The sequence below is a fragment of the Streptomyces sp. NPDC015131 genome (assembly GCF_043079975.1).
Taxonomy (GTDB): domain Bacteria; phylum Actinomycetota; class Actinomycetes; order Streptomycetales; family Streptomycetaceae; genus Streptomyces.
The window spans coordinates 640,198-660,553 of record NZ_JBIBVB010000004.1 but is presented as its reverse complement, the minus strand read 5'-3'; the positions used below and the strand labels follow the sequence as shown (position 1 = coordinate 660,553).

The window sequence follows — 20,356 nt, the reverse complement described above, 5'->3', positions numbered from 1 at the left end:
GCGGCACACGAGCCGCACCGGTTCCTGAGTCCCCGCCCTGGGGCTGCTGTCGGTCGGCTGCCGGTCAGCGCCGCCGGTGACGGTCCTCGTCGCCCTCGCCGTCGTGGGCCCGGCGTACGGCATCCAGCAGCCTGCCCGCCACGGCGGTCGGCGCCCTGTCCGGCTCACGGCCGTCCCGGCCCATCGTGAGCCGGTACCGCGTGCCGTTGAGTGTCGCCACCATCGCGTCCTCGCGCCCCGCGAACCACGGGCGGCTCGCCCTGACCGTCCGCACCGGCGCGCTGTCGATCACCCGTCCATAGCTGGTCAGCAGGTCCAGCCGACCGTCCTTGATGAGCACCTCGCCCGCCCGGGTCAGCGAACGCGGCCACTGTTCGATCCGTACGCCGGTGGCACTGAAATCTGCCTCGGCCATCACGCACCCAGCCCCCTTCGCGCAGGTTTATGCCGGTCAGTCTGCACAACAGTCCGCGACCGCGCCAGGGTCCGTGGCGGGATGCGCCCCCCGCGTCCCGCACCGCGCCGCGCGCTGCGCCCCCTGCGCCGCGCACTACCGGCCGATGCGCCCCCGGCTCCCCGGGGCGGGCCTGCAAGCGTTCCCTATGGGTCGTCAAAGTCATCGTTTGCCCAGGTGAGGGAGGTATGTTCGAGGTGGGGGAGCCGGGGACGAACGGACGAGGAGCGGCGCGTGAGCACCATCGAACACACAGGGCAGACAGGGGCGGCCGGCCCGGCCCGGACGGTCGACGTGGACCGCAGCGACCCCGCGTACCGCGCCTGGCTGAAGGACGCCGTCCGCAAGGTGCAGGCCGACGCCAACCGGTCCGCCGACACCCACCTCCTGCGCTTCCCGCTGCCCGAGCGGTGGGGCATCGACCTCTACCTCAAGGACGAGTCGACCCACCCCACCGGCAGCCTGAAGCACCGCCTGGCGCGCTCCCTGTTCCTCTACGGGCTCTGCAATGGCTGGATCCGTCCGGACCGTCCCGTCATCGAGGCGTCCAGCGGCTCGACCGCCGTCTCCGAGGCGTACTTCGCGAGCCTCGTCGGGGTGCCGTTCATCGCCGTCATGCCGCGCACCACCAGCGCCGAGAAGATCCGGCTCATTGAATTCCACGGCGGCACGTGCCACTTCGTCGACGACTCCCGCACCATGTACGAGGAGTCCGCCGCCCTCGCCGCCGCCACCGGCGGCCACTACATGGACCAGTTCACCTACGCGGAGCGGGCCACCGACTGGCGCGGCAACAACAACATCGCCGAGTCGATCTACCAGCAGCTCCGGCTCGAACGCTATCCGGAGCCCGCCTGGATCGTCGCCACCGCCGGCACCGGCGGCACCTCGGCGACCATCGCCCGCTACGTCCACTACATGATGTACGACACCCGTGTCTGCGTCCCCGACCCGGAGAACTCCTGCTTCTTCGAGGGCTGGACCACCGGCGACCCCGACGCCGCCAGCGACTGCGGCTCACGCATCGAGGGCATCGGGCGGCCCCGGATGGAGCCGAGCTTCGTGCCCGGCGCCATCGACCGGATGATGAAGGTCCCCGACGCCGCCAGCGTGGCCGCCGTACGGGCCCTGGAGAACGCCATCGGACGCAAGGCGGGCGGCTCGACCGGGACCGGGCTGTGGAGCGCGCTGAAGATCGTCGCCGAGATGGTGGCGGAGGGGCGCAGGGGCAGTGTGGTGACGCTGATCTGCGACCCCGGCGACCGCTACCTCGACAAGTACTACTCCAACGCCTGGCTCGCCGAGCAGGGGCTCGACATCACCCCCTACAGCGCGACCATCAACGAGTTCCTCCGCACCGGCGCCTGGCCCGCCTGACCGGCCCGGTACGGCGGGCCACCCGCCCGTACGGGCCGCGTCACCGGCCGCGTCGCCGGCTCATGGGGCCGGTGACGCGGCCAGTCTGCGGTCCAGTTCGCGCAGCGCGTCCCGCACCGAGCGGACCACCCCCGGCCGGGCCGCCCGCAGCAGGGTGCGCAGCGGGGCGGCGGCGTCGACCGCCATCGTCCACCGCACCCGGGTGCCCGGGCCCGCCGGTGCGGGGGTGAGCAGCCACTCCTCCATCAGGGCGCGCAGACCGGGGGCGTTGGCCTCCTCCACGCGGTACGCGTAGCGCTCCCCGGCGTCCGACACCAGGATGCGCTCCTGGAACACCAGCCCGCCGCGCAGCCGCACCTCCCGGCCGGCCCCGCCCGCGGTCGGCCGGGCGGCCGTGACCGCCGGCCACCACGAGGGCGTGCCGGGCACGTCGTCGGCCAGCGCCCGGTACACCGCCGCCGGCGTCGCCGCCAGCTCCGAGGTATGGACCAGGCGCAGCGGAGCGGATATCAGGAAGTCGAGCCCCACGGGGCGCAGTCGGCGTGCCATGTTCCGTACCTCCAGCAGACGAAGGGATCCGGTCTCGCCAGGTGTGCCCCACCGATCGGCCCGACCGGTCCTCCCCGTGCCGGGCGAGCGGGTCCGTCCGTCCTCGCGCCGAGCGGCCCGTCCGCCCGGCCGTCCGTCCTCGCGCCGGGCGGTCCGTTCGCCCGGGGGCGTGCTCCGGCGGCGGCCACCTGGGCCCCACACCCTAACTGGCGCCCAGTCAGTTGTCCGCAAGGAGGCCGGACAGGGCCCGCCCGAACATCCACCGCCCCGCCCGCGCCACCAGCCCGTCGCACACCCGGGGCACCCCCCGTACGCGTACCTCCTCCGTCCATGTCACCCGGACCGACCCGGGCGCCGTCTCCCGCACCTCGATCTCGGCCCACCCCATGACCACCCGGCCCCGCTTCTCCAGGCGGCACGTCCCGGCGCCCGCCCCACCGGCCGCGCCCGCCCCGGGAGGCTCACAGCGCACCACCTCCATGGGGTCGTCGAACCCGGCCCGACCGACACCCGTACGCATCGTGAACCGGCTCCCCGCCCGCACCGGCCCCGGGCTCACCTCCGTGGCCCTGGTCAGCGGGACCAGCGCCGCGTGCGCCGGCCAGTCGGTGACCCGGCGCCACGCCTCGGTGGCCGGCATCGGTGCGTCGCGGACGATACGGATCAGAGCCATGCGCCGATCGTAGGCCGCCCGGACGCCGGCGCACCGCACCTGTGGACAACGCCCGGAACACTCCAGGCCGCCCCCAGCCGCCCCTCGACCCGGCCGACCCGTGTCCGCACCCGCAGACCCGCCCCGGCCACCCCGGCCGCCCCCGTGGACGGCGACGGCCGTCAGACCGTGTCGTCCTCGCCCGCCACCACCAGGCCCGGCAGGTGCTCGGTCATCTCCGCCCGTACCCCGTCGGAGAGACCGCGGTCCGTGACCAGGGCCTCGACCTCGTCCAGCCGGGCGAAGGAACTCAGGCCCACCGTGCCCCACTTGGTGTGGTCCGCCACGACCACCACACGCCGTGCCGAACGGATGAAACGACGGTTGGTCTCCGCCTCCGCCAGGTTCGGCGTGGACAGGCCCGCCTCCACCGAGATGCCGTGCACCCCCAGGAACAGCACGTCGAAGTGGAGCGACCGGATCGCCTGGTCGGCCACCGGCCCCACCAGCGAGTCCGAGGGCGTCCGCACGCCCCCCGTCAGCACCACCGTCGCCGCCCCCGCGCGCGGGGAACCGCCCGCGGCGGAGCGCTGCGCCGTGTGGAAGACGTCGGCGACCCGCACCGAGTTGGTCACCACCGTCAGGTCCGGCACGTCCAGCAGCTGCTGCGCCAGCGCGTACGTCGTCGTACCGCCGGACAGGGCGATCGCGCTGCCCGGCGCCGCCATCGCCGCCGCGGCCCGCGCGATGTCCTCCTTGGCGCCCTGCTCCAGCGACGACTTGGCCTCGAAACCCGGCTCATGGGTGCTCGCCTCGGCCAGCGGCACCGCACCGCCGTGCACCTTCTCGATCACGCCCTGCCGGGCCAGCGCGTCCAGGTCCCTGCGGACGGTCATGTCCGAGACGTTGAGTCTGCGGGTGAGCTCATTGACCCGCACCCCGCCGCGCCGCCTCACCTCGTCGAGGATCAAGGCGCGCCGCTGCTCCGCGAGGAGGTTCTGGTTGTCGCTCACCGAAAGGGCCGGTCCTTCCCTGTCGTCACACCCGCTGGCCAAGGCCCATCATCCTGCCACGGGCCGGACGGCGACAGACCGGGGGAGATTCGGTGAGAACCCTGCCGGTCGCCGCCGCCGTCCACGATCCTGGTCGGGTCCGGTCACGCGCCCCCGCCCGCCACGACCCCTGAGAGGGAGGACGACGTGCCCCCTGACACCCCGGAGCCTCCGCGCCCCGGCGCCGCGCTGGAACTGCTGGTCCACGGCGTCGGCGGCACCACGCCCGAGCAGATGCTCGACGACCCCCGCACCGTCCGGGTGACCGGTGACGAGACGGCGGCGATGTACCGGCGCACCGACGACCAGTACGCCGAGAAGGACCCGGAGCGGTTCGCCGACGGGCGGCCCGTCCCCGAGGCGTACTGCTGGTGCAACCTCACCTCCGGCAACGGATCCCGCGCCCTGTGGCTGCTGCTCCTGCCCTTCATGGTCGTCAACCTCGCCCACTGGATGCGCCCGCCCGCCGCGCCGCCCCCGGGCCCCGGGCCCGCTCCCGTTCCGACCCCGGGCACCGGCACCGGCCCCGACGGCGACCCCGACCCCGACCCCGACGAGACCTCCTCCAACGAGCACCCCCGGGCCGCCGTACGGCTCTACGGCGTGCTCGTCCGGCTCATCGCCCTCAGCCTGACCGTGCTGCTCACCGCCGCCGCCTGCGAGGTCGCCCTCGACCTCACCGCCTGGCAGTGCGCCGGCTCCGCCCGCTGCGCCGGGGAGCGGGCCTGGCTCGGCTTCATGTCCGCCGCCGAGGGCGGCTGGTGGTCCCAGCCCGGACGCCGGCTCGCGCTCGCCGCCCTCGTACCCACCGCCCTGGTCACGCTCCTGTGGTACCTGTCGAACCGCACCTGGAGCGCCTACGAGGCCCAGCGCCCGCCCCGGGGCGGGGTGGACGGCGACGGCTCCCCCGACCGGCTCCTGAGGCCCGCGCTCGGCCGGCCCGGCTTCTGGTACGGCCGCCGGCTCGTCGCCCGGCTGCGGGCCGCGCACACCGCCGCGGGGCTCCTCACCGTCGCGGCGGCCGTCGGCGGGGCGGCCGCACGCCACGACCGGGGCGCCCCCGGTGCCGTGCGCGAGGCCGCCGGATGGGCCCTGGAGGCCCTGCTGTTACTCGGGGCGGTGGCCGTGACCTGGGTCGTGTGCCGCCGGGGCCGCAGCGAGCGGCGCCTCGACAACCGGCTCGACCGCGCCGCCGTCACCTGGCTGCCCGGCGCCTCGATCGCCCTCCTCGCCCTCGCGGTGCTCTACGCCGGCTGGTCCCGCCCCGGCTGGCGCTCGGCGGGCACCCTCCCCGGAGACACCACCTTCAGCGTGATCGTCCTCGCCCAGGGGCTCCTCGTCCTGGCCCTCGCCGCCGTCGCGCTCCGGCTGAACCGGCGCGCCCCCCACACCCGTACCGTCCTGTACGGACTCGGCGGCCCCGCCACGGCGATGCTCGCCTGCGCCCTCGGCGGGGTGATGAGCGGCGGCGTCGCCCAGCGCGTCGCCGACTGGCTGGACGGCCCGGCCACCCCGGGCACCGGCGACGCCCCCATCGGCCCGCCCGTCCTGCTCAGCTGGCAGGCGTCCGTCATCCCCGTACTGCTGCTCCTGCTCCTCGTGCCGCTCGCCGTCCTCGCCGTCCGCACGGCGCTCGCCGCCCGCCGCCTGGCGCCCGTCGTGGAGGCCGAGTACGAGGGCGAGAAGCCCGACACCGTCCGTACCCGCCGCATCGCCGCCACCCGGGCCCGCGCCGCCCTCACCGACGCGGCGCCCGGCATCGTCGGCATCGTCTCCGGGGCGACCCTGCTCCTCGGGGCCGGCGCCCTCGCCGGCGCCTGGGCCAGCGGGCAGGTGCCCGGACGGGCCTTCGACGGCGGGCACCCGTTCGTGCGGAGCGCCGCCGAAGCGGCCCAGGCGCTCGGCTCCTGGCTGATCGGGCTCGGCTGCATACTGTTCGTCACCTGGGGCCGCCGCGCCTACAAGGACGCCTCCGCCCGCCGCACCATCGGCATCCTCTGGGACGTCGGCACCTTCTGGCCGCGCGCCGCCCACCCCTTCGCCCCGCCCTGCTACGCCGAACGGGCCGTGCCCGACCTCGCCTGGCGCATGTCCTCCTGGACCGGCCGCACCGGCGGGCGCCTGGTCATCTCCGGGCACTCCCAGGGAAGCGTCCTCGCCGCGGCGGCCGTCTGGCAGCTCCCCGCGGGCACCCGCCGCCGGGTCGCGCTGCTCACCTACGGCTCGCCCCTGGAACGGCTCTACGGCCGGTGGTTCCCCGCCTACTTCGGGCCGGGCCCGCTGGGCGCGCTCCACCGCGAGGTGCACTGCTGGCGCAACCTGTGGCGGCGCACCGACCCGATCGGCGGCCCGGTCAACCTCCCCCCGGAGGCCGGCAAACCGGAGGTCGACCACCGGGCCCTGCGCGACCCGGTCGTCTACGGCCGCACCCATGAGCACCCGCTGCCCGAACCGATCCGCGGCCACGGCGACTACCAGGCCGACCCGGTGTTCGCCAAGGAGCGCACCGTCCTGCTGAACCGGCTCCCGCCCGCCCTGCCGCTGCCCGCCCCCAGGGCGGTGCCCGGCGGCGGAACACCGCACACGGGGGCGGCGGACGCTCAGGGCAGCTCGGGCAGGTCCTCCGGGTAGAGCAGGGTCAGGTCGTCGGTGCTCATCTCGGTGAGCCCGGCGACCCGGCCCGCGTGCCGCTCCACCATCGACTCGAACGTCCGCCGCGCAGTACGGCCGTTGCCGAAGGCAGGCCCCTTGGGCAGCTCGGTGAAGTACTTCCGCAGCGCCTCCGCCGTGCCCGCCGCCAGCCGGTACTCGTGCTCCTCCGCCTGCTGCTCCACGATCCGCAACAGCTCACCCGGCACATAGTCGTTGAAGGTGATCGTCCGGGAGAAGCGGGACGCCACACCCGGGTTGACGGTGAGGAACCGCTCCATCTCCGCCGTGTACCCGGCGACGATCACCACGACCGCTTCCCGGTGGTCCTCCATCAGCTTCACCAGCGTGTCGATCGCCTCCCGGCCGAAGTCCCGGCCCGAGTCCTCCGGCGACAGCGCGTACGCCTCGTCGATGAACAGCACCCCGCCGCGCGCCCGGTCGAACGCCTCCTGGGTGCGGATCGCGGTGGAGCCGATGTGCTCACCGACCAGGTCCACCCGGGACACCTCGACCAGGTGCCCGCGCTCCAGCACCCCCAGGGACGCCAGGATCTCCCCGTACAGCCGGGCCACGGTCGTCTTGCCCGTACCGGGGGAGCCCGTGAAGACCAGATGGCGCCGGACGGACGCGGCCTTCAGCCCGGCCTCCCGCCGCCTCCTGCCCACCTCGATCATGTTGGTGAGGGTGCGGACCTCCCGCTTGACGCTGTCCAGCCCCACCAGCGCGTCGAGTTCGCCGAGCACCTCCTCGGCGGTACGCGCCGCCACGGGCCCCTCCACCGCCGCCGGAGGGGCGGCGGGGGCCGGGACGACCGCGGTGCGGGCACCCGCCGCGCCCTGCGGCGCCGCCGGCGACGGCACGACCGGTGGAGCGGACGGTACGCTGGACACCGGCCCCAGCAGCCCGCCGACCGACACCGGAGCGGCCGGGACCGGCGCTCCGGCCCGGGCCGTCAGGACACCGCTGTCGTCCCCCGTGCAGTCCTCGGCCACCGGCCCGTCCTCGCCGAACTCGTACCCGCCCCGCGCGCACCGCTCGGTCCGGCACCGCCGCAGCGTCGTACGGCAGCCGTCCATGACATGGAAGCCGTACCCGCCGCTCGCGGTCACCCGGCAGCCGTGGAACGTGCCGCGGCCCTCCGCCGACACATAGACGCCCGCCTCGGTCGGCGAGGTGATGGTGCACCGCTCGATCACCGGATCGGCGCCCTTGGTCACGATCACCCCCGTCTGCACCGAGTCGACGGTGCAGTTGTTGAGAGTGCCGCCGCTGCCGTGGTCGCGGAACCAGGCACCGGTGGACGCCTCGCGGACACGGCAGTCGTCCAGCTGCGCCGTGGCGCCGTCGCTCACGGACACCGCCGTGTTCCGCACCTGCGACAGGTCGCTGTCCACCACGTCGACCCGGGAGCCCCGGTCGAGGACGAACAGCGCGTCCGGCACGTCGTGGACCCGGCACGAGTCGAGGACGGCCGTCGCGCCGTCGCTCACCCAGACCGCCGGATAGTCGCCCGTACTGTCGTGGATCTCGCACTGGTTGGCGTCCACGCGGGTGCCCGGGTCCCACACCGACAGGCCGTTGCGGCCGAACCGGCGCACCGCCGAGCGCGTCAGCGTCAGCACCGAACGGGACCGCAGGTCCACGGCGTTCTCCGGGATGTCGTGGATGTCGCAGTCCGACAGGGTCAGCACCGCGTCCGTGTCGAGGGTGATCCCGTCGGCGGTCGTCCGGTGCACGGACGAGTCGGTCAGATGGGCCGCGGCCCGCGCGGAGACATGGACGCCGCTGCCCTTGATCTCGTACACCTCGCAGCCGATGGCCTCAAGGCCGCTGCCCTCGCCCGTCACGGACAGACCCGCGCCCGAGGAGTGGTGCACCCGGCAGCGCTCCAGCCGCGGATGCGCGCCGCCGCGCACCGAGACCCCGGACTGTCCGGCGGCGACCACCTCGCACTCCTCGAACACCCCGCCCGCGCCGTCCAGTACGCCGATCCCCACCCCGGCCGGATTGTCGACCGTGCAGCGCCGGACCGTGGGCCGCGCCGCGCCCCGCACCTCCAGCCCGGCCGCCGAGCGGGTCACGATCCGCAGGTCCAGCAGCTCCGGGGTGCCGTCCTCGACGAGCAGGGCCGGCGCCGAGGTGTCCTGGCCCTCCACGTGCAGGTCCTGGACGGTCGCCGAGGCGCGCACGGTCAGCGGCACCCCGTCGGCGGGCGCGATCCGCACCGAGCCGACCGCGCCCTCCGCGCCACGCAGCGTCACCGCCCGCTGGAGGACCAGGTTCTCCCGGTACGTGCCGGGGGCGATGGTCAGGACGTCGCCGTCACCGGCGGCCTCCAGGGCCGCGGCGAGGGAGGCGTACTCGCCCGTGCGGCGCCGCCACCGCGATGTGCCGGTGTGCGTCACCTGGACCGTGCCCTGTGCCATGGTGCTGCTCTGCCCCCGCCTCGTGCGCCGCGTCTGAGTGGACGATCGCCCCACCGTAGCGCGCGCGGAGGGAGCGGGTTGACCGGTCCGCCACGCTCGTCCCGCCCGTACGGACAAGGATGGGGCGCCGGTACGGACGCCGGTACGGCGCCGCTACGGACGGTTTGCGGGGACGCGCGCGTGGTCGCTGACGGGGACGGCCGCGGGACGCACGTGCGGACGGGGAGTCAGCTGCCGGTCCCCGCCCGGCCCCAGTCCGGTCCCACCTGCTCCCACGCCCGGTCCAGGCGCGCGTACCGCCGCCGCACCAACCGCCCTACGACGATCCGCCGGACGCCCTCGACGAACCCGGCGGCCAGCATGGCCGTGCCGATGCCCGCCAGCACGGCGTGGTCCCGCGCGGTCTCCTCGGTCATGGGCCGGCCGACCGGCCGCCCGGTGCCGTCGGTCCAGATCCGGAACGTGTCGCCGGGCGCGACATCGTGCCGGGGCGCCGTCAGCACGCTCGTGCGGGACGTCCCGTCGGGACCGGTCCAGCGCACCGGTACGGCCCGCCGGATCCCCGGCTCCGGCTCCCGTTCCGGCTCCCGAGCCGGTTCCGCAGCGGGGCCGCTGTCCCGTACGGCGGTGGTGTCCCGTACGGCGGTGGTGTCGGCGCCCGTGGTGGCGGCCCGCGCGAGGGCGTCCTGGTCCAGCACCTCGGCGGCCACGGGGTGGCGCTCCCGCTGCTCCTCGCGCACCGCCCGCTGGAGCGACGAGTGGGTCACCGCACCGGACACCACCCCGGCGGCGGGGGCGGCCAGACACATCAGCAACAGGGCGACGAGCGCCGTCCAGGCCTCGGCGCGATCGGTGGAGCGGCGCAGGGGGTTGTGCCGCCAGCGCCACACTCCGGTCACCGCACGCACGGGCCCCCACCCCCTTTCGTGTCCGTCAACGCGTCTGCCGGGCTCCCGGGTTCCCGAGCCGGGACGGCCTATGCGACGGGGGAGGGTTCCTGGCCGAGAACGCGCACCGGGTCGCCGACGCGGAGGGTGCCGGTGTTCTCGGGGATCAGGTGCTGTCCGAACACCATCTTCCTGCCGAACAGCCGGTGCCGGGCCAGGGTGCGCAGCGGTTCCGTGCCGCGCTGTCCGGTCGACTGGTCGACCGTGGTCACGACGCAGCGGCCGCACGGCTTGGCGACGCGGAAGGTGACGTCGCCGATCGCCAGCCGGGTCCAGCGGTCCTCCGCCCAGGGCGCGGTGCCCTCCACGACGACGGTCGGCCGGAAGCGGTCCATGGGCAGCGGGCCCTCGCCGGGGTGGTCGCCCTCGGCGATCAGGTCGTTCAGCGCGTCCAGGGAGGCGACGGAGGTGACCAGGACGGGGTAGCCGTCGGCGAAGTTGACGGTCTCCCCGGGCCGTCCGTACTTCGGGTTGACGGGCCGGCGGTGCGCCGGGTCGTCCATGTGCACCAGCCGTACGTCGTCGTCCAGGAAGGCCCGGAACCACGCGTCGGCGGCCTCCCCCGCGGGTACCGCCTCGACCTTGGTGCCGAAGACCTCCGCCGTGACGGTGGCGCCCGGCTCCGGGACGGCGACCGTCAGCGGCTCCACGCCCGGTGCGGACAGCCGGATGCCGCCGTCGCCACTCCCGTACCGGGTCCCGTCCACGCCCTCGTACGGCGCCCCGTCCTCGCTCCCGCCGGATGCGTGCCCGTCCTCGGCCCCGGCCGCCGCTGGGGCGGTCAGGGGCTCGGCGAACGCCAACGCCAGCCGCGGGTGGCTGCGTTGGCTGACCACCTTCGCCGCCGGGTCGAGAAGCGCCCAGCGGCGGTCCCCGGCCAGCCCCCACGGCTCGACCGCCGCCACGAGGGGCGAGGGGCCGCCGAGGGACTTCACCGGACGGACGTGGAGGGAGCGCAGGACGGGGGTCGGCATGACCTCATCCTGCCAGTACGGGAGGCGTCTCCCCCGACGGCCCGGAGGGATCCTGAGGGATCGGGCCGGACCCGTAAGGGCGTCAGTACCGGATCAGTAGCCCCCGCCCTGGTAGGGGCGCTGGTACGGGTCGTCGTACGCGCCGGGCGCGGCGGCCGGGACGGGCCGGGGCGCCGCCGGGCGCATCGCCTCGTACCCCGCCGGCGCCTGCCGCTGCTGCGGCGGCTGCGGACCCGGATAGCCGTACCCGCGCGGGGCGGTGGGCTGCTGGGGGATGTACGGGGCCGGCATGTGCTGGAGCGGGGCGGGCTGTGCGGCCGCCTGCTGGGGATAGCCGTACGAACCGCCTCCGTAGGGCGCCGCCATGGGCTGGGAGGGGGCCGCCGGCAGGGCGGGGAGGGCCGCGGGCAGCGCCGGCATGTAGGAGTGGCCGGTGTCGTAGGCGGCGGGCACTCGGATCGGCGCGATCTGAGGCGTGCCCCGTTCCGCGACGAGGGAGTCGTAGATCGGGGTGTCCGGGAACGACGGCGCGTTGTAGTACGCGCCGCCGTAGGAACGGGGGGAGGTCATGGCACATAAGGTAAGCCCATGAAGTGCCTTATGGGGAGGCCGATAAGCCGGTTGTTTTACGCGGTGTGAGTGGCGGCCGACCGCCAATACGAGCGAACCTGGGAAAATCGGTCACGGTCCGTGTAAAGGCCAGGCCGCCGGGGGGTTACCGGCGGGTCGTCGGTGCTCGGCCGGAGGCACGGTGAGAGGTACGGCGCGGCGTCCCGGCCATTAATCCGCACCCTCGGACGTGGCTCGGGCACTGACCATGTCCATGCTGGAATTTGATCAATGTTTGCGTCGCCACGCGGAGTCTTCACCCCGCCTCGACACGGAATTGAGGGTGCGTTACTGCGCGTGCCGGTAAATGTGCGCTGAGGTGCCGCAGGGGATCATTCCCGGGGTCTCGGGCCTCGGGCCCCGGGCCCCCGGCGGCGTCACTTCTCCGGAGCGACCCGCGGGCGCGGGTACGTGCGGCCCTTCCATGCCGCCCCGCGCCCCCGGTGGTGCAGGACCGCCGAGTCGACCGTCATGCACAGATAGAGGCACGCCGTGAACGGCAGCAGGAACGCCTGCCACGGCGACTGCCGGTAGTAGCGCAGCATCGGGACGTACGAACCGGCCATCAGCGTCCACGCCAGCGCGCCCAGGGCGCCCGCCGCCGCGTCGCCCCCGAACAGCCCCGCGCACAGCGCGGCCGGCGGCGCCAGATACACCAGCCCCAGCCCCGCCACCGTCCCCACCAGCAGCACCGGGTTGTGCCAGAGCTGGGCGTACGCGCTGCGGGCCACCATCCGCCACAGATCCGCGAGCCGGGGGTACGGGCGCACACTGTCCACCCGGTCGGCCAGCCCCAGCCAGATCCGGCCCCCGGCCCGCTGCACCGCCCGGGCCAGGGACACGTCGTCGATCACGGCCTGGCGGATCGACTCCGGCACCCCCGCCCGTACCGCCGTCTCCGTCCGCAGCAGCACACACCCTCCGGCCGCCGCCGCCGTCCGCCTCCCCACCGCGTTCACCCGGCGGAACGGATACAGCTTCGCGAAGAAGTAGACGAACGCGGGGACGATCAGCCGCTCCCAGCCGGTCACCACCCGCAGCCGGGCCATCTGTGACACCAGGTCCAGCCCCCCGGTGGTGGCCGCGGCGACCAGCTCCCGCAGGCTGTCCGGCTCGTGCGCGATGTCCGCGTCCGTCAGCAGCAGGTACTCGGGGCCGCCCGCACACGCCGTCCCCCGCGACTCCTCGGCCGCCCCACGCGCGCGTGCCCGCGCGATCCCGTGCCGCAGCGCCCACAGCTTGCCCGTCCAGCCCGCATCCGGAGGGCCGGGCGACACCACGGTCAGCGGCGGCCCCCCGCACCGTACGGCCAGGGCACGGGCCACGTCCCCCGTACCGTCCGTACTGCCGTCGTCCACCAGGACGATCTCCAGCGGGCCCGGATAGTCCTGCGCCAACAGGGACGGCAGGCTCAGCGGCAGCACCTCCGCCTCGTCCCTGGCCGGCACCACCACCGCCACCGACGGCCACCGGGCGGGAGCCTCCCGCCGCGGCAGGCGCTGATCCGTACGCCAGAAGAAGCCCTGCCCCAGCAGCAGCCACACCCAGGCGGCCACCGACCCCAGGGCGATCCACGCAATGGTGCTCATTCGTCGCAGTCTGCCCCACAACGCCGGGTCCGCAAGGGTGTCGGCTAGGGTGACCGGGTGAAGATCGCGCTCATGGACTCCGGAATCGGCCTCCTCGCTGCGGCCACCGCGGTGCGCCGGCTGCGGCCGGACGCGGCGCTCGTCCTCTCCTCCGACCCCGACGGCATGCCGTGGGGCCCCCGTACGGTCGACGACCTCACCACGCGCGCGCTCCGAGTGGCCCGGGCCGCCGCCGCGCACCGTCCCGACGCCCTGATCGTGGCCTGCAACACCGCCTCCGTGCACACCCTGCCGGCGCTCCGCGCCGAGCTGGAGCCCGCCATCCCGGTCATCGGCACCGTCCCCGCGATCAAGCCCGCCGCGGCCGGCGGCGGCCGGGTCGCGATCTGGGCCACCCCGGCCACCACCGGCAGCCCCTACCAGCGCCGGCTCATCCAGGACTTCGCCGGCTCCGCCGCCGTCACCGAAGTGCCCTGCCCCGGCCTCGCCGACGCCGTCCAGCACGCCGACGAGGACGCCGTCGACCGCGCCATCGCCGCGGCCGCCGCGCTCACCCCCGACGACGCCCGGGCCGTCGTCCTCGGCTGCACCCACTACGAGCTGGTCGCCGAACGCATCCGTACCGCCCTGCGCCCGGCCGGCTCCCCGCCCCTGGCGCTCCACGGCTCCGCCGAAGCGGTCGCCGCCCAAGCGCTGCGCCGCATCGGCGCCGCCCCGGCGCCCGGGGCCACCCCGTCGAGTGAGCTGACCGTGCTGCTCAGCGGCCGTCCGGCCGACCTGCCCGACGCCGCGCTCGGCTACGCGGAGGGCCGCCTCCTGCGCGCCGCCGCGCCCGCGTCCTGACGTCACCCCGCCCCGGCCGGACGTACCGACACCGGTGGCGCTTCCCCGGCGGCTGTGAACACGGAACGTGAGTACGCTGCTACGCATGAGCTCCCGTAACGATCGACCCTCCGTGGCGACCGGGGCGGACCGGGTGCCCGACGTCTGGACCGGACGGGCCACCAACCGCGTCCAGTGGCTGCTCGCCGGCGCCGGGGCGGCCTGTGTGGCCCTCGGCGTCGCCCTCGCCATCGACCTGTCCTGGGCGTCCGGCACCGCCGCCCTCCTGATGGCGGTGGTCGGCTGCGTCGCCGCCGGGCTGCTGGTGCTCTTCGGGACGCTCGCCTTCGTCCACGTCGAGATCACCGTCGACCCGTACGCCCTGGAGGTGCGCTGCGGGCACATGGGCGTACCGCGCCGGCGCATCCCCCTCGACACCGTGGTGGGCGCCGAGTTCGCCCCCTCGGTCACCCCGCGCCAGTGGGGCGGCTGGGGCTACCGCTGGCGGCCCGAGAGGGGCACGGCCGTGGTCGTGCGCCGGGGCGAGGGCCTCGTCCTCACCCTCGGGGACGGGCGGAGCTTCACCGTCACCGTGGACGACGCCGAGACCGCCGTGCGCGTCATCCGGCACCGGCTCGGCCTGCGCCGGCAGCACCGGGTGGCCGCCGTCCGGACGGCCCCGCACCCGGGCGCGGGGGCGGCCCCCCAGGACCCCGGCGGGGACGGCGCGACCGCCCCGGGCCGCGGCTCACCCTGACGGCGGGGCGCATGGCGGGCGGTGCGGCTCCGGCCCGCGCTGGGGTTCGCCCAGGTGACCGCCGTAGACTCCGCACGTGAGCGCCACCATGACCGCCGTCGACGTCCCTCCGCCCGGCCCCGGCCCCGGCCGGCGGGCGAGCCTCCTGCCTCGGTGGCTGGAGCGCCGGGTGGCCCGGCCCCTGGGCGCGGTGCTCTCCGGTGTCCTGCTCTACCTGAGCTTCCCGCCCCGCCCCCTGTGGTGGCTCGCCGTGCCCGCCTTCGCCCTCCTCGGCTGGACCCTGCACGGCAGGCGGCTGCGGGCCGGGTTCGGCCTCGGCTACCTCGCGGGGCTCGGGTTCCTGCTGCCGCTCCTCGTGTGGACCGGCGAGGAGGTCGGGGCGGTGCCCTGGCTGGCGCTCGTCGCGGCCGAGTCGCTGTTCGTCGCGGCGGCCTGCATGCTCGTCGCCGCCGTGTCCCGGCTCCCCGCCTGGCCGGTGTTCGCCGCCGCCGTGTGGGTCCTGGGCGAGGCGGCACGCGCGCGTGTGCCGTTCGGCGGGTTCCCCTGGGGCAAGATCGCGTTCGGGCAGGCGGACGGACTGTTCCTGCCGCTCGCGGCGGTCGGCGGCACACCCGTCCTGGGCTTCGCCGTCGCCCTGTGCGGCTTCGGCCTGTACGCGACCGCCGGCGCCGTCCGCGCGTACCGGACCGCCGGCCGCCTCCCGCGCGGCCCCCTCGCCGCCGCCACACTGTCCCTCCTCGCCCCGGTCGCGGCGGCCCTCGCCGCCCAGCCGCTGGTCTCCGCCACGGCGGAGGACGGAACGGCGACCGTCGCGGCCATCCAGGGCAATGTGCCCCGCCTCGGCCTGGACTTCAACGAACAGCGGCGCGCCGTCCTCGACAACCACGCCCGCCGCACCGAGCAGCTCGCCGCCGACGTCGCGGCGGGCCGGGCCCCCCGGCCCGACTTCGTCCTGTGGCCGGAGAACTCCTCCGACCTCGACCCCTACCGCAACGACGACGCCCGGTTCGTCATCGACCAGGCCGTCCGCGCCATCGGCGCCCCGACCGTCGTCGGCGCCGTCCTCACCCCCGAGACCGGGCCACTGCGCAACACCCTCATCCAGTGGGACCCCCGGAGCGGCCCCGTCGCCACGTACGACAAGCGGCACGTCCAGCCCTTCGGCGAGTACATCCCGATGCGGTCCTTCGTACGCCTCTTCAACAAGGACGTCGACCGGGTCAGCCGCGACTTCGGCCCCGGTGACAAGGTGGGCGTCTTCGACCTCGCCGGTACGAAGGTGGGCCTCGCCACCTGCTACGAGGCGGCCTTCGACTGGGCGGTGCGCGACACCGTCACGCACGGCGCCCGGCTCATCTCCGTACCGAGCAACAACGCCACCTTCGGCCGCAGCGAGATGACCTACCAGCAGCTCGCCATGTCGCGCGTCCGGGCCGTCGAGCACAGCCGCGCCGTGGTCGTCCCCGTCACCAGCGGGGTCAGCGCCATCATCCGGCCAGACGGCACCATCGTGCGCGAGTCCCGGATGTTCACCCCGGACGCCCTGGTCGCCGAGGTCCCGCTGCGCTCCTCCCTGACCCCCGCCACCCGCCTGGGCACCCTCCCCGAAGCGGCCCTGGTGACCGTCGCCGCCGCCGGACTCGGCTGGGCGGCCTCCGGCGCCGTACGCCGTCGGAGGGCCCCGCACGCGAAGGCCGCCGCCGGCCCCGGCGCCACCGGCGTGTGAGGACCGCCGGGAGCTCGTTGTCGCGCGCTGCCGGCGGGGACGGGAGAGATCCGGACACATCTTAGGGTCGGGGTATGGGAACCCCCGACTTCATCCGTGCCGTCCGGGCCACCGCCGGCCACCAACTGCTGTTCCTGCCGGGCGTCAGTGCCGTCGTCCTCGACGGTGCCGGACGGGTCCTCCTCGTCCGGCGTGCCGACAACGGCTGGTGGTCGATCGTCGGCGGCATCCCCGAACCGGGGGAGCAGCCCGCCGTGAGCATCGTGCGCGAGGTGTACGAGGAGACGGCCGTGGAGTGCGTGGCCGAGCGCGTCGTCCTGGTGGAGACGCTGCCCACGATCACCTACCCGAACGGCGACCAGTGCCAGTACATGGACACCTGCTTCCGCTGCCGGGCCGTCGGCGGCGAGGCGCGGGTCAACGACGACGAGTCGACGGAGGTGGGCTGGTTCCCGCTGGACGCCCTGCCGCCGCTGCGACCGGGGGATCTCTTCCGGATCAAGCAGGCGTGCGCTGACGAACCCACATGGTTCTCCACCACGCCGTCCTAGGGCGAAGTGTGGGCCCGGACCACATCGGGCGCCGGGGGAGGGCTCCTTAAGGTGCGGAACATGACCGCACCCCACACCGCATCCTCCGCCGACGCCCCTCTCGCCGGTCTCGCCGGCCCTGCCGGTCTCGGCAGTCCCGCCGGTCTTGGCGGTCTTGGCGGTTCGGCCGGTCTCGGCGGGCGCACCGCCCTCGTCACCGGCGCGGCGAGCGGCATCGGCCGGGCCTGCGCCCTGCGGCTGGCCGCCGCCGGGGCGAAGGTCCGGGCCGTCGACCGGGACGCGCACGGACTGGACGCCCTGGCCGACGAGGTGGTGCCCGGCACCGCCGGCGCGGTCGAACCCCACGTACTGGACCTCACCGACCTCGACGCCGCCGAGACACTGGCGGCGGGCACCGACATCCTGGTCAACAACGCCGGACTCCAACTCGTCCGCCCCCTCCAGAACTTCCCGCCCGACGTCTTCCACACCGTCCTCACGGTGATGCTGGAAGCGCCGTTCCGCCTGATCAGAGGCGCACTGCCGCACATGTACGCCCAGGAGTGGGGCCGTATCGTCAACATCTCCTCCGTCCACGGACTGCGCGCCTCCCCGTTCAAGTCCGCCTATGTGGCCGCGAAACACGGCCTGGAAGGGCTGTCCAAGACCGCCGCCCTCGAAGGCGCGCCGCACGGCGTCACCTCCAACTGCGTCAACCCCGGCTATGTGCGCACACCACTGGTGGAGGCCCAGATCGCCGACCAGGCCCGCACCCACGGCATCGCGCCCGAGCGCGTGCTGACGGACGTCCTGCTCAAGGACTCGGCGCTCAAGCGGCTCGTCGAACCCGGGGAGGTCGCCGAAGCCGTCGTCTACCTGTGCTCCCCGCCCGCCTCGTTCATCACCGGCACCTCACTCGTCCTGGACGGCGGCTGGACCGCGCACTGAGCCGGCCGCGGTTGTCCACAGGGCTGGTGCGACCACCCGTACGGCAGGTATCCCTGTGACCATGTCCGAAGAACCGCAGCACGAGCCGGAGACCGGCGCCGACCCGGCCGCCTACCTGGGGCTCCTCGCCCGGGGCGCGGCCGCCGAGGCGTACGACCGGCCCGTGCTCCTCGCCCGCGCGGACGGCGCCGGAGCCGAGACGCTCGCCGCGCTCGACCGCGCCAAGCGGCTGGCGCTGCGCGTCCGCGCCGAGCTGGAGGGCCGCCGGCGCCGCGAGGCGGAGCTGTCCGCGCTCTTCGAGACCGCCCACGACCTCGCCGGCCTGCGCGACCTCGACGCGGTGCTGCGCGCCATCGTCCAGCGCGCCCGGTCCCTGCTGGGCACCGAGGTCGCCTATCTGAGCCTCAACGACCCGGCGGCGGGCGACACCTACATGCGGGTCACCGAGGGCTCGGTCTCGGCACGCTTCCAGCAGCTGCGCCTCGGCATGGGGGAGGGGCTCGGCGGGCTGGTCGCCCAGACCGCCCGGCCGTACGTGACGGAGAGCTACTTCGACGACGAGCGGTTCGCCCACACCCGCGCCATCGACTCGGGAGTGCGCGACGAGGGCCTCGTGGCGATCCTGGGCGTACCGCTCACCCTGGGCAGCCAGGTGATCGGCGTGCTCTTCGCCGCCGACCGGCGCGCCCGGGTCTTCGAGCGCGAACAGGTCGCCCTGCTCGGCTCGTTCGCCGCGCACGCCGCCGTGGCGATCGACACCGCCAACCTGCTGGCCGAGACCCGGTCCGCGCTGGCCGAGCTGGAGCGGGCCAACGCCATCATCCGCGCCCACAGCGGGGTGATCGAGCGGGCCTCGGAGGTGCACGACCGGCTGACGGAGCTGGTCCTGCGGGGCGGCGGCGTCGCCGAGGTGGCGGCGGCCGTCTCGGAAGTCCTGGGCGAATCGGTGGAGTTCACCGAGGGCCCGCCCCCGGGCGAGTGCGCCGACGGACACGCCACCCGGTACGGCGACCGCTGGGTGGCCGCCGTATCGGCCGGCGGCGAGGCCCTCGGGGCGCTCGTCCTGCGCGGCCAGCCGGACCTGGACCCGGTCGACCAGCGGACCCTGGAGCGCGCCGCGATGGTCACCTCCCTGCTGCTCCTGGCGCGCCGCTCCGCCGGGGAGGCCGAGCAGAGAGTGCGGGGCGAGCTGCTGGACGACCTGCTCGACGCGCCCGAGCGCGACCGGCGACTCCTGGTGGAGCGCGCCGCCCGGCTCCGTACCGACTTCGGTGCCCCGCACGTGGTGCTGGCCGCCCGCCTCACGGAGGCCGACAGCCACGAGGACGACCGCCCCGGGGCGCCGCCGGCCGACCGGACCGCCGCCGCCGCCGACACCACCGCGCCCGGCCGGCGGGGTGCGGAGCGGCGCGCCACGGACACCGGCGCCGGGGGCGGACGAGGCGAGGCGAGGCGGGGCCCGGACGGGCACGGCGCGGGCGGGCGAGCCACCGAGGGGCGGCCGGGCGGGCGAGGCCCCGATGGGCGCAGCGGCGGTGATCGCCGCAGCGGTGGCGAACCTTTGGGCGGCGCCGACCGGCAGAGCGCCGACCGGCAGAGATCCGATCGGCAGAGCGCCGACCGGCAGCGCCTCTGGTCGGCCGCCTCGCATCTGGCCGCCACCCGGCACGGCCTGGCCTCGGCGCGGGACGGCGGCACCGTACTGCTGCTCCCGCTCGGGCCGGGCGACACCGCCGCCGAGCTGGCCCGCCAGACCGCCAAGCACCTCGGCGGCGCCCTGCGCGAACCGGTCACCGTCGGCGCCTCCTCCCCGGTGGACGCCCCCGCCTCCTGCCCCGGTGCCATCGCCCCGGCGTACGCCGAGGCGCGCCGCTGCCTGGACGCGCTGCACCTGCTCGGCCGCGCCGGAGAGGGCGCCGCCGCGTCCGACCTGGGCTTCCTCGGGCTGCTGCTCGCCGACACCCGGGACATCGGCGGCTTCGTGACCCGTACCATCGGGGCGGTCGTCGCCTACGACCGGACGCGGGGCACGGACCTGGTCCGCACCCTCGACGCGTACTTCGCCAGCGGGATGAGCCCGGTGCGTACGAAGGACGAACTGCACGTCCACGTCAACACCGTGGCGCAGCGCCTGGAGCGCATAGCCCGGCTCCTCGGCCCGGACTGGCAGTCCCCCGCCCGGGCCCTGGAGATCCAGCTCGCGCTGCGGCTGCACGCGATGTCCGCCACCGTCGGGCACTGAGAAGGCCGGCCACCCCGGGGTCGGGGCGGCCGGCCGGCCGGGTCTTGGCG

General features: G+C 75.2%; 17 protein-coding genes. 8 read left to right on the top strand and 9 right to left on the bottom strand.

All coding sequences use genetic code 11. The features are described from left to right. Positions 1-64 precede the first annotated feature (64 nt). Entirely contained in the window at positions 65-415 is a 351-nt protein-coding gene (locus tag ACF08D_RS19100) for a hypothetical protein (protein ID WP_392223882.1), read from the bottom strand. A 273-nt stretch (positions 416-688) separates the two neighbouring features. Between ACF08D_RS19100 and ACF08D_RS19095 the strand changes: the two genes are divergently transcribed. Continuing rightward, positions 689-1,831: a PLP-dependent cysteine synthase family protein gene (locus ACF08D_RS19095; RefSeq protein ID WP_392223881.1), complete on the top strand. Its 1,143-nt coding sequence runs from the start codon at positions 689-691 to the stop codon at positions 1,829-1,831. A gap of 60 nt (positions 1,832-1,891) precedes the next feature. Here ACF08D_RS19095 and ACF08D_RS19090 read toward each other — a convergent pair whose 3' ends face one another. The 3 genes from ACF08D_RS19090 to ACF08D_RS19080 form a co-directional block, all read right to left on the bottom strand. Further along, the gene (locus ACF08D_RS19090; RefSeq protein ID WP_392223880.1) at positions 1,892-2,380 is read right to left on the bottom strand and encodes an SRPBCC family protein; all 489 of its coding nucleotides are present in this window, start codon (positions 2,378-2,380) and stop codon (positions 1,892-1,894) included. 217 nt (positions 2,381-2,597) lie between these two features. After that, positions 2,598-3,053 carry an SRPBCC family protein gene (locus ACF08D_RS19085; protein ID WP_392223879.1) on the bottom strand — a complete coding sequence of 152 codons (456 nt, stop codon included), beginning with the start codon at positions 3,051-3,053 and terminating at the stop codon, positions 2,598-2,600. Positions 3,054-3,214: 161 nt separating this feature from the next. Then, the gene (locus ACF08D_RS19080) at positions 3,215-4,045 is read right to left on the bottom strand and encodes a DeoR/GlpR family DNA-binding transcription regulator (protein ID WP_392223878.1); all 831 of its coding nucleotides are present in this window, start codon (positions 4,043-4,045) and stop codon (positions 3,215-3,217) included. Positions 4,046-4,231: 186 nt separating this feature from the next. On the opposite strand from ACF08D_RS19080, the gene ACF08D_RS19075 reads away from it, so the two are divergent. Further along, the gene (locus ACF08D_RS19075; RefSeq protein ID WP_392223877.1) at positions 4,232-6,715 is read left to right on the top strand and encodes a hypothetical protein; all 2,484 of its coding nucleotides are present in this window, start codon (positions 4,232-4,234) and stop codon (positions 6,713-6,715) included. On the opposite strand, the gene ACF08D_RS19070 is transcribed toward ACF08D_RS19075, so the two are convergent. The 5 genes from ACF08D_RS19070 to ACF08D_RS19050 all read right to left on the bottom strand — a co-directional run bounded on the left by ACF08D_RS19070 (position 6,685) and on the right by ACF08D_RS19050 (position 13,281). Beyond that, complete coding sequence (locus ACF08D_RS19070) at positions 6,685-9,162, bottom strand: right-handed parallel beta-helix repeat-containing protein (protein ID WP_392223876.1); 2,478 nt, start codon at positions 9,160-9,162, stop codon at positions 6,685-6,687. The two genes, ACF08D_RS19075 and ACF08D_RS19070, sit on opposite strands and share 31 nt — an antisense overlap. A gap of 227 nt (positions 9,163-9,389) precedes the next feature. Then, positions 9,390-10,070 (bottom strand): hypothetical protein, encoded by a 681-nt coding sequence (locus tag ACF08D_RS19065; protein ID WP_392223875.1) that lies wholly within the window; start codon positions 10,068-10,070, stop codon positions 9,390-9,392. Positions 10,071-10,138: 68 nt separating this feature from the next. Next, positions 10,139-11,083: an MOSC domain-containing protein gene (locus ACF08D_RS19060; RefSeq protein ID WP_392223874.1), complete on the bottom strand. Its 945-nt coding sequence runs from the start codon at positions 11,081-11,083 to the stop codon at positions 10,139-10,141. 93 nt (positions 11,084-11,176) lie between these two features. Continuing rightward, entirely contained in the window at positions 11,177-11,653 is a 477-nt protein-coding gene (locus ACF08D_RS19055; RefSeq protein WP_392223873.1) for a DUF6643 family protein, read from the bottom strand. 416 nt (positions 11,654-12,069) lie between these two features. Then, positions 12,070-13,281, bottom strand: a complete 1,212-nt coding sequence (locus ACF08D_RS19050; RefSeq protein WP_392223872.1) for a glycosyltransferase — start codon at positions 13,279-13,281, stop codon at positions 12,070-12,072. A gap of 57 nt (positions 13,282-13,338) precedes the next feature. Between ACF08D_RS19050 and ACF08D_RS19045 the strand changes: the two genes are divergently transcribed. The 6 genes from ACF08D_RS19045 (at position 13,339) to ACF08D_RS19020 (ending at position 20,306) form a co-directional block, all read left to right on the top strand. Beyond that, positions 13,339-14,124: a glutamate racemase gene (locus tag ACF08D_RS19045; RefSeq protein ID WP_392223871.1), complete on the top strand. Its 786-nt coding sequence runs from the start codon at positions 13,339-13,341 to the stop codon at positions 14,122-14,124. Positions 14,125-14,209: 85 nt separating this feature from the next. Beyond that, entirely contained in the window at positions 14,210-14,860 is a 651-nt protein-coding gene (locus ACF08D_RS19040) for a hypothetical protein (RefSeq protein WP_392223870.1), read from the top strand. A 76-nt stretch (positions 14,861-14,936) separates the two neighbouring features. Then, positions 14,937-16,586 (top strand): apolipoprotein N-acyltransferase, encoded by a 1,650-nt coding sequence (gene lnt, locus ACF08D_RS19035; protein ID WP_392223869.1) that lies wholly within the window; start codon positions 14,937-14,939, stop codon positions 16,584-16,586. A 74-nt stretch (positions 16,587-16,660) separates the two neighbouring features. Continuing rightward, the gene (locus tag ACF08D_RS19030) at positions 16,661-17,137 is read left to right on the top strand and encodes an NUDIX domain-containing protein (protein ID WP_392223868.1); all 477 of its coding nucleotides are present in this window, start codon (positions 16,661-16,663) and stop codon (positions 17,135-17,137) included. A gap of 60 nt (positions 17,138-17,197) precedes the next feature. After that, entirely contained in the window at positions 17,198-18,064 is an 867-nt protein-coding gene (locus tag ACF08D_RS19025) for a 3-hydroxybutyrate dehydrogenase (protein WP_392223867.1), read from the top strand. A 61-nt stretch (positions 18,065-18,125) separates the two neighbouring features. Further along, positions 18,126-20,306 carry a helix-turn-helix domain-containing protein gene (locus ACF08D_RS19020; protein ID WP_392223866.1) on the top strand — a complete coding sequence of 727 codons (2,181 nt, stop codon included), beginning with the start codon at positions 18,126-18,128 and terminating at the stop codon, positions 20,304-20,306. Positions 20,307-20,356 lie beyond the last annotated feature (50 nt).

Excerpts from the sequence above, each read along its gene's own strand:
- ACF08D_RS19050 (WP_392223872.1), bottom strand. The coding sequence starts at position 13,281 with ATGAGCACCATTGCGTGGATCGCCCTGGGGTCGGTGGCCGCCTGGGTG.
- ACF08D_RS19055 (WP_392223873.1), bottom strand. The coding sequence starts at position 11,653 with ATGACCTCCCCCCGTTCCTACGGCGGCGCGTACTACAACGCGCCGTCG.
- ACF08D_RS19070 (WP_392223876.1), bottom strand. The coding sequence starts at position 9,162 with ATGGCACAGGGCACGGTCCAGGTGACGCACACCGGCACATCGCGGTGG.
- ACF08D_RS19085 (WP_392223879.1), bottom strand. The coding sequence starts at position 3,053 with ATGGCTCTGATCCGTATCGTCCGCGACGCACCGATGCCGGCCACCGAG.
- ACF08D_RS19030 (WP_392223868.1), top strand. The coding sequence starts at position 16,661 with ATGGGAACCCCCGACTTCATCCGTGCCGTCCGGGCCACCGCCGGCCAC.
- ACF08D_RS19025 (WP_392223867.1), top strand. The coding sequence starts at position 17,198 with ATGACCGCACCCCACACCGCATCCTCCGCCGACGCCCCTCTCGCCGGT.
- ACF08D_RS19020 (WP_392223866.1), top strand. The coding sequence starts at position 18,126 with ATGTCCGAAGAACCGCAGCACGAGCCGGAGACCGGCGCCGACCCGGCC.
- ACF08D_RS19090 (WP_392223880.1), bottom strand. The coding sequence starts at position 2,380 with ATGGCACGCCGACTGCGCCCCGTGGGGCTCGACTTCCTGATATCCGCT.
- ACF08D_RS19100 (WP_392223882.1), bottom strand. The coding sequence starts at position 415 with ATGGCCGAGGCAGATTTCAGTGCCACCGGCGTACGGATCGAACAGTGG.
- ACF08D_RS19040 (WP_392223870.1), top strand. The coding sequence starts at position 14,210 with ATGAGCTCCCGTAACGATCGACCCTCCGTGGCGACCGGGGCGGACCGG.
- ACF08D_RS19060 (WP_392223874.1), bottom strand. The coding sequence starts at position 11,083 with ATGCCGACCCCCGTCCTGCGCTCCCTCCACGTCCGTCCGGTGAAGTCC.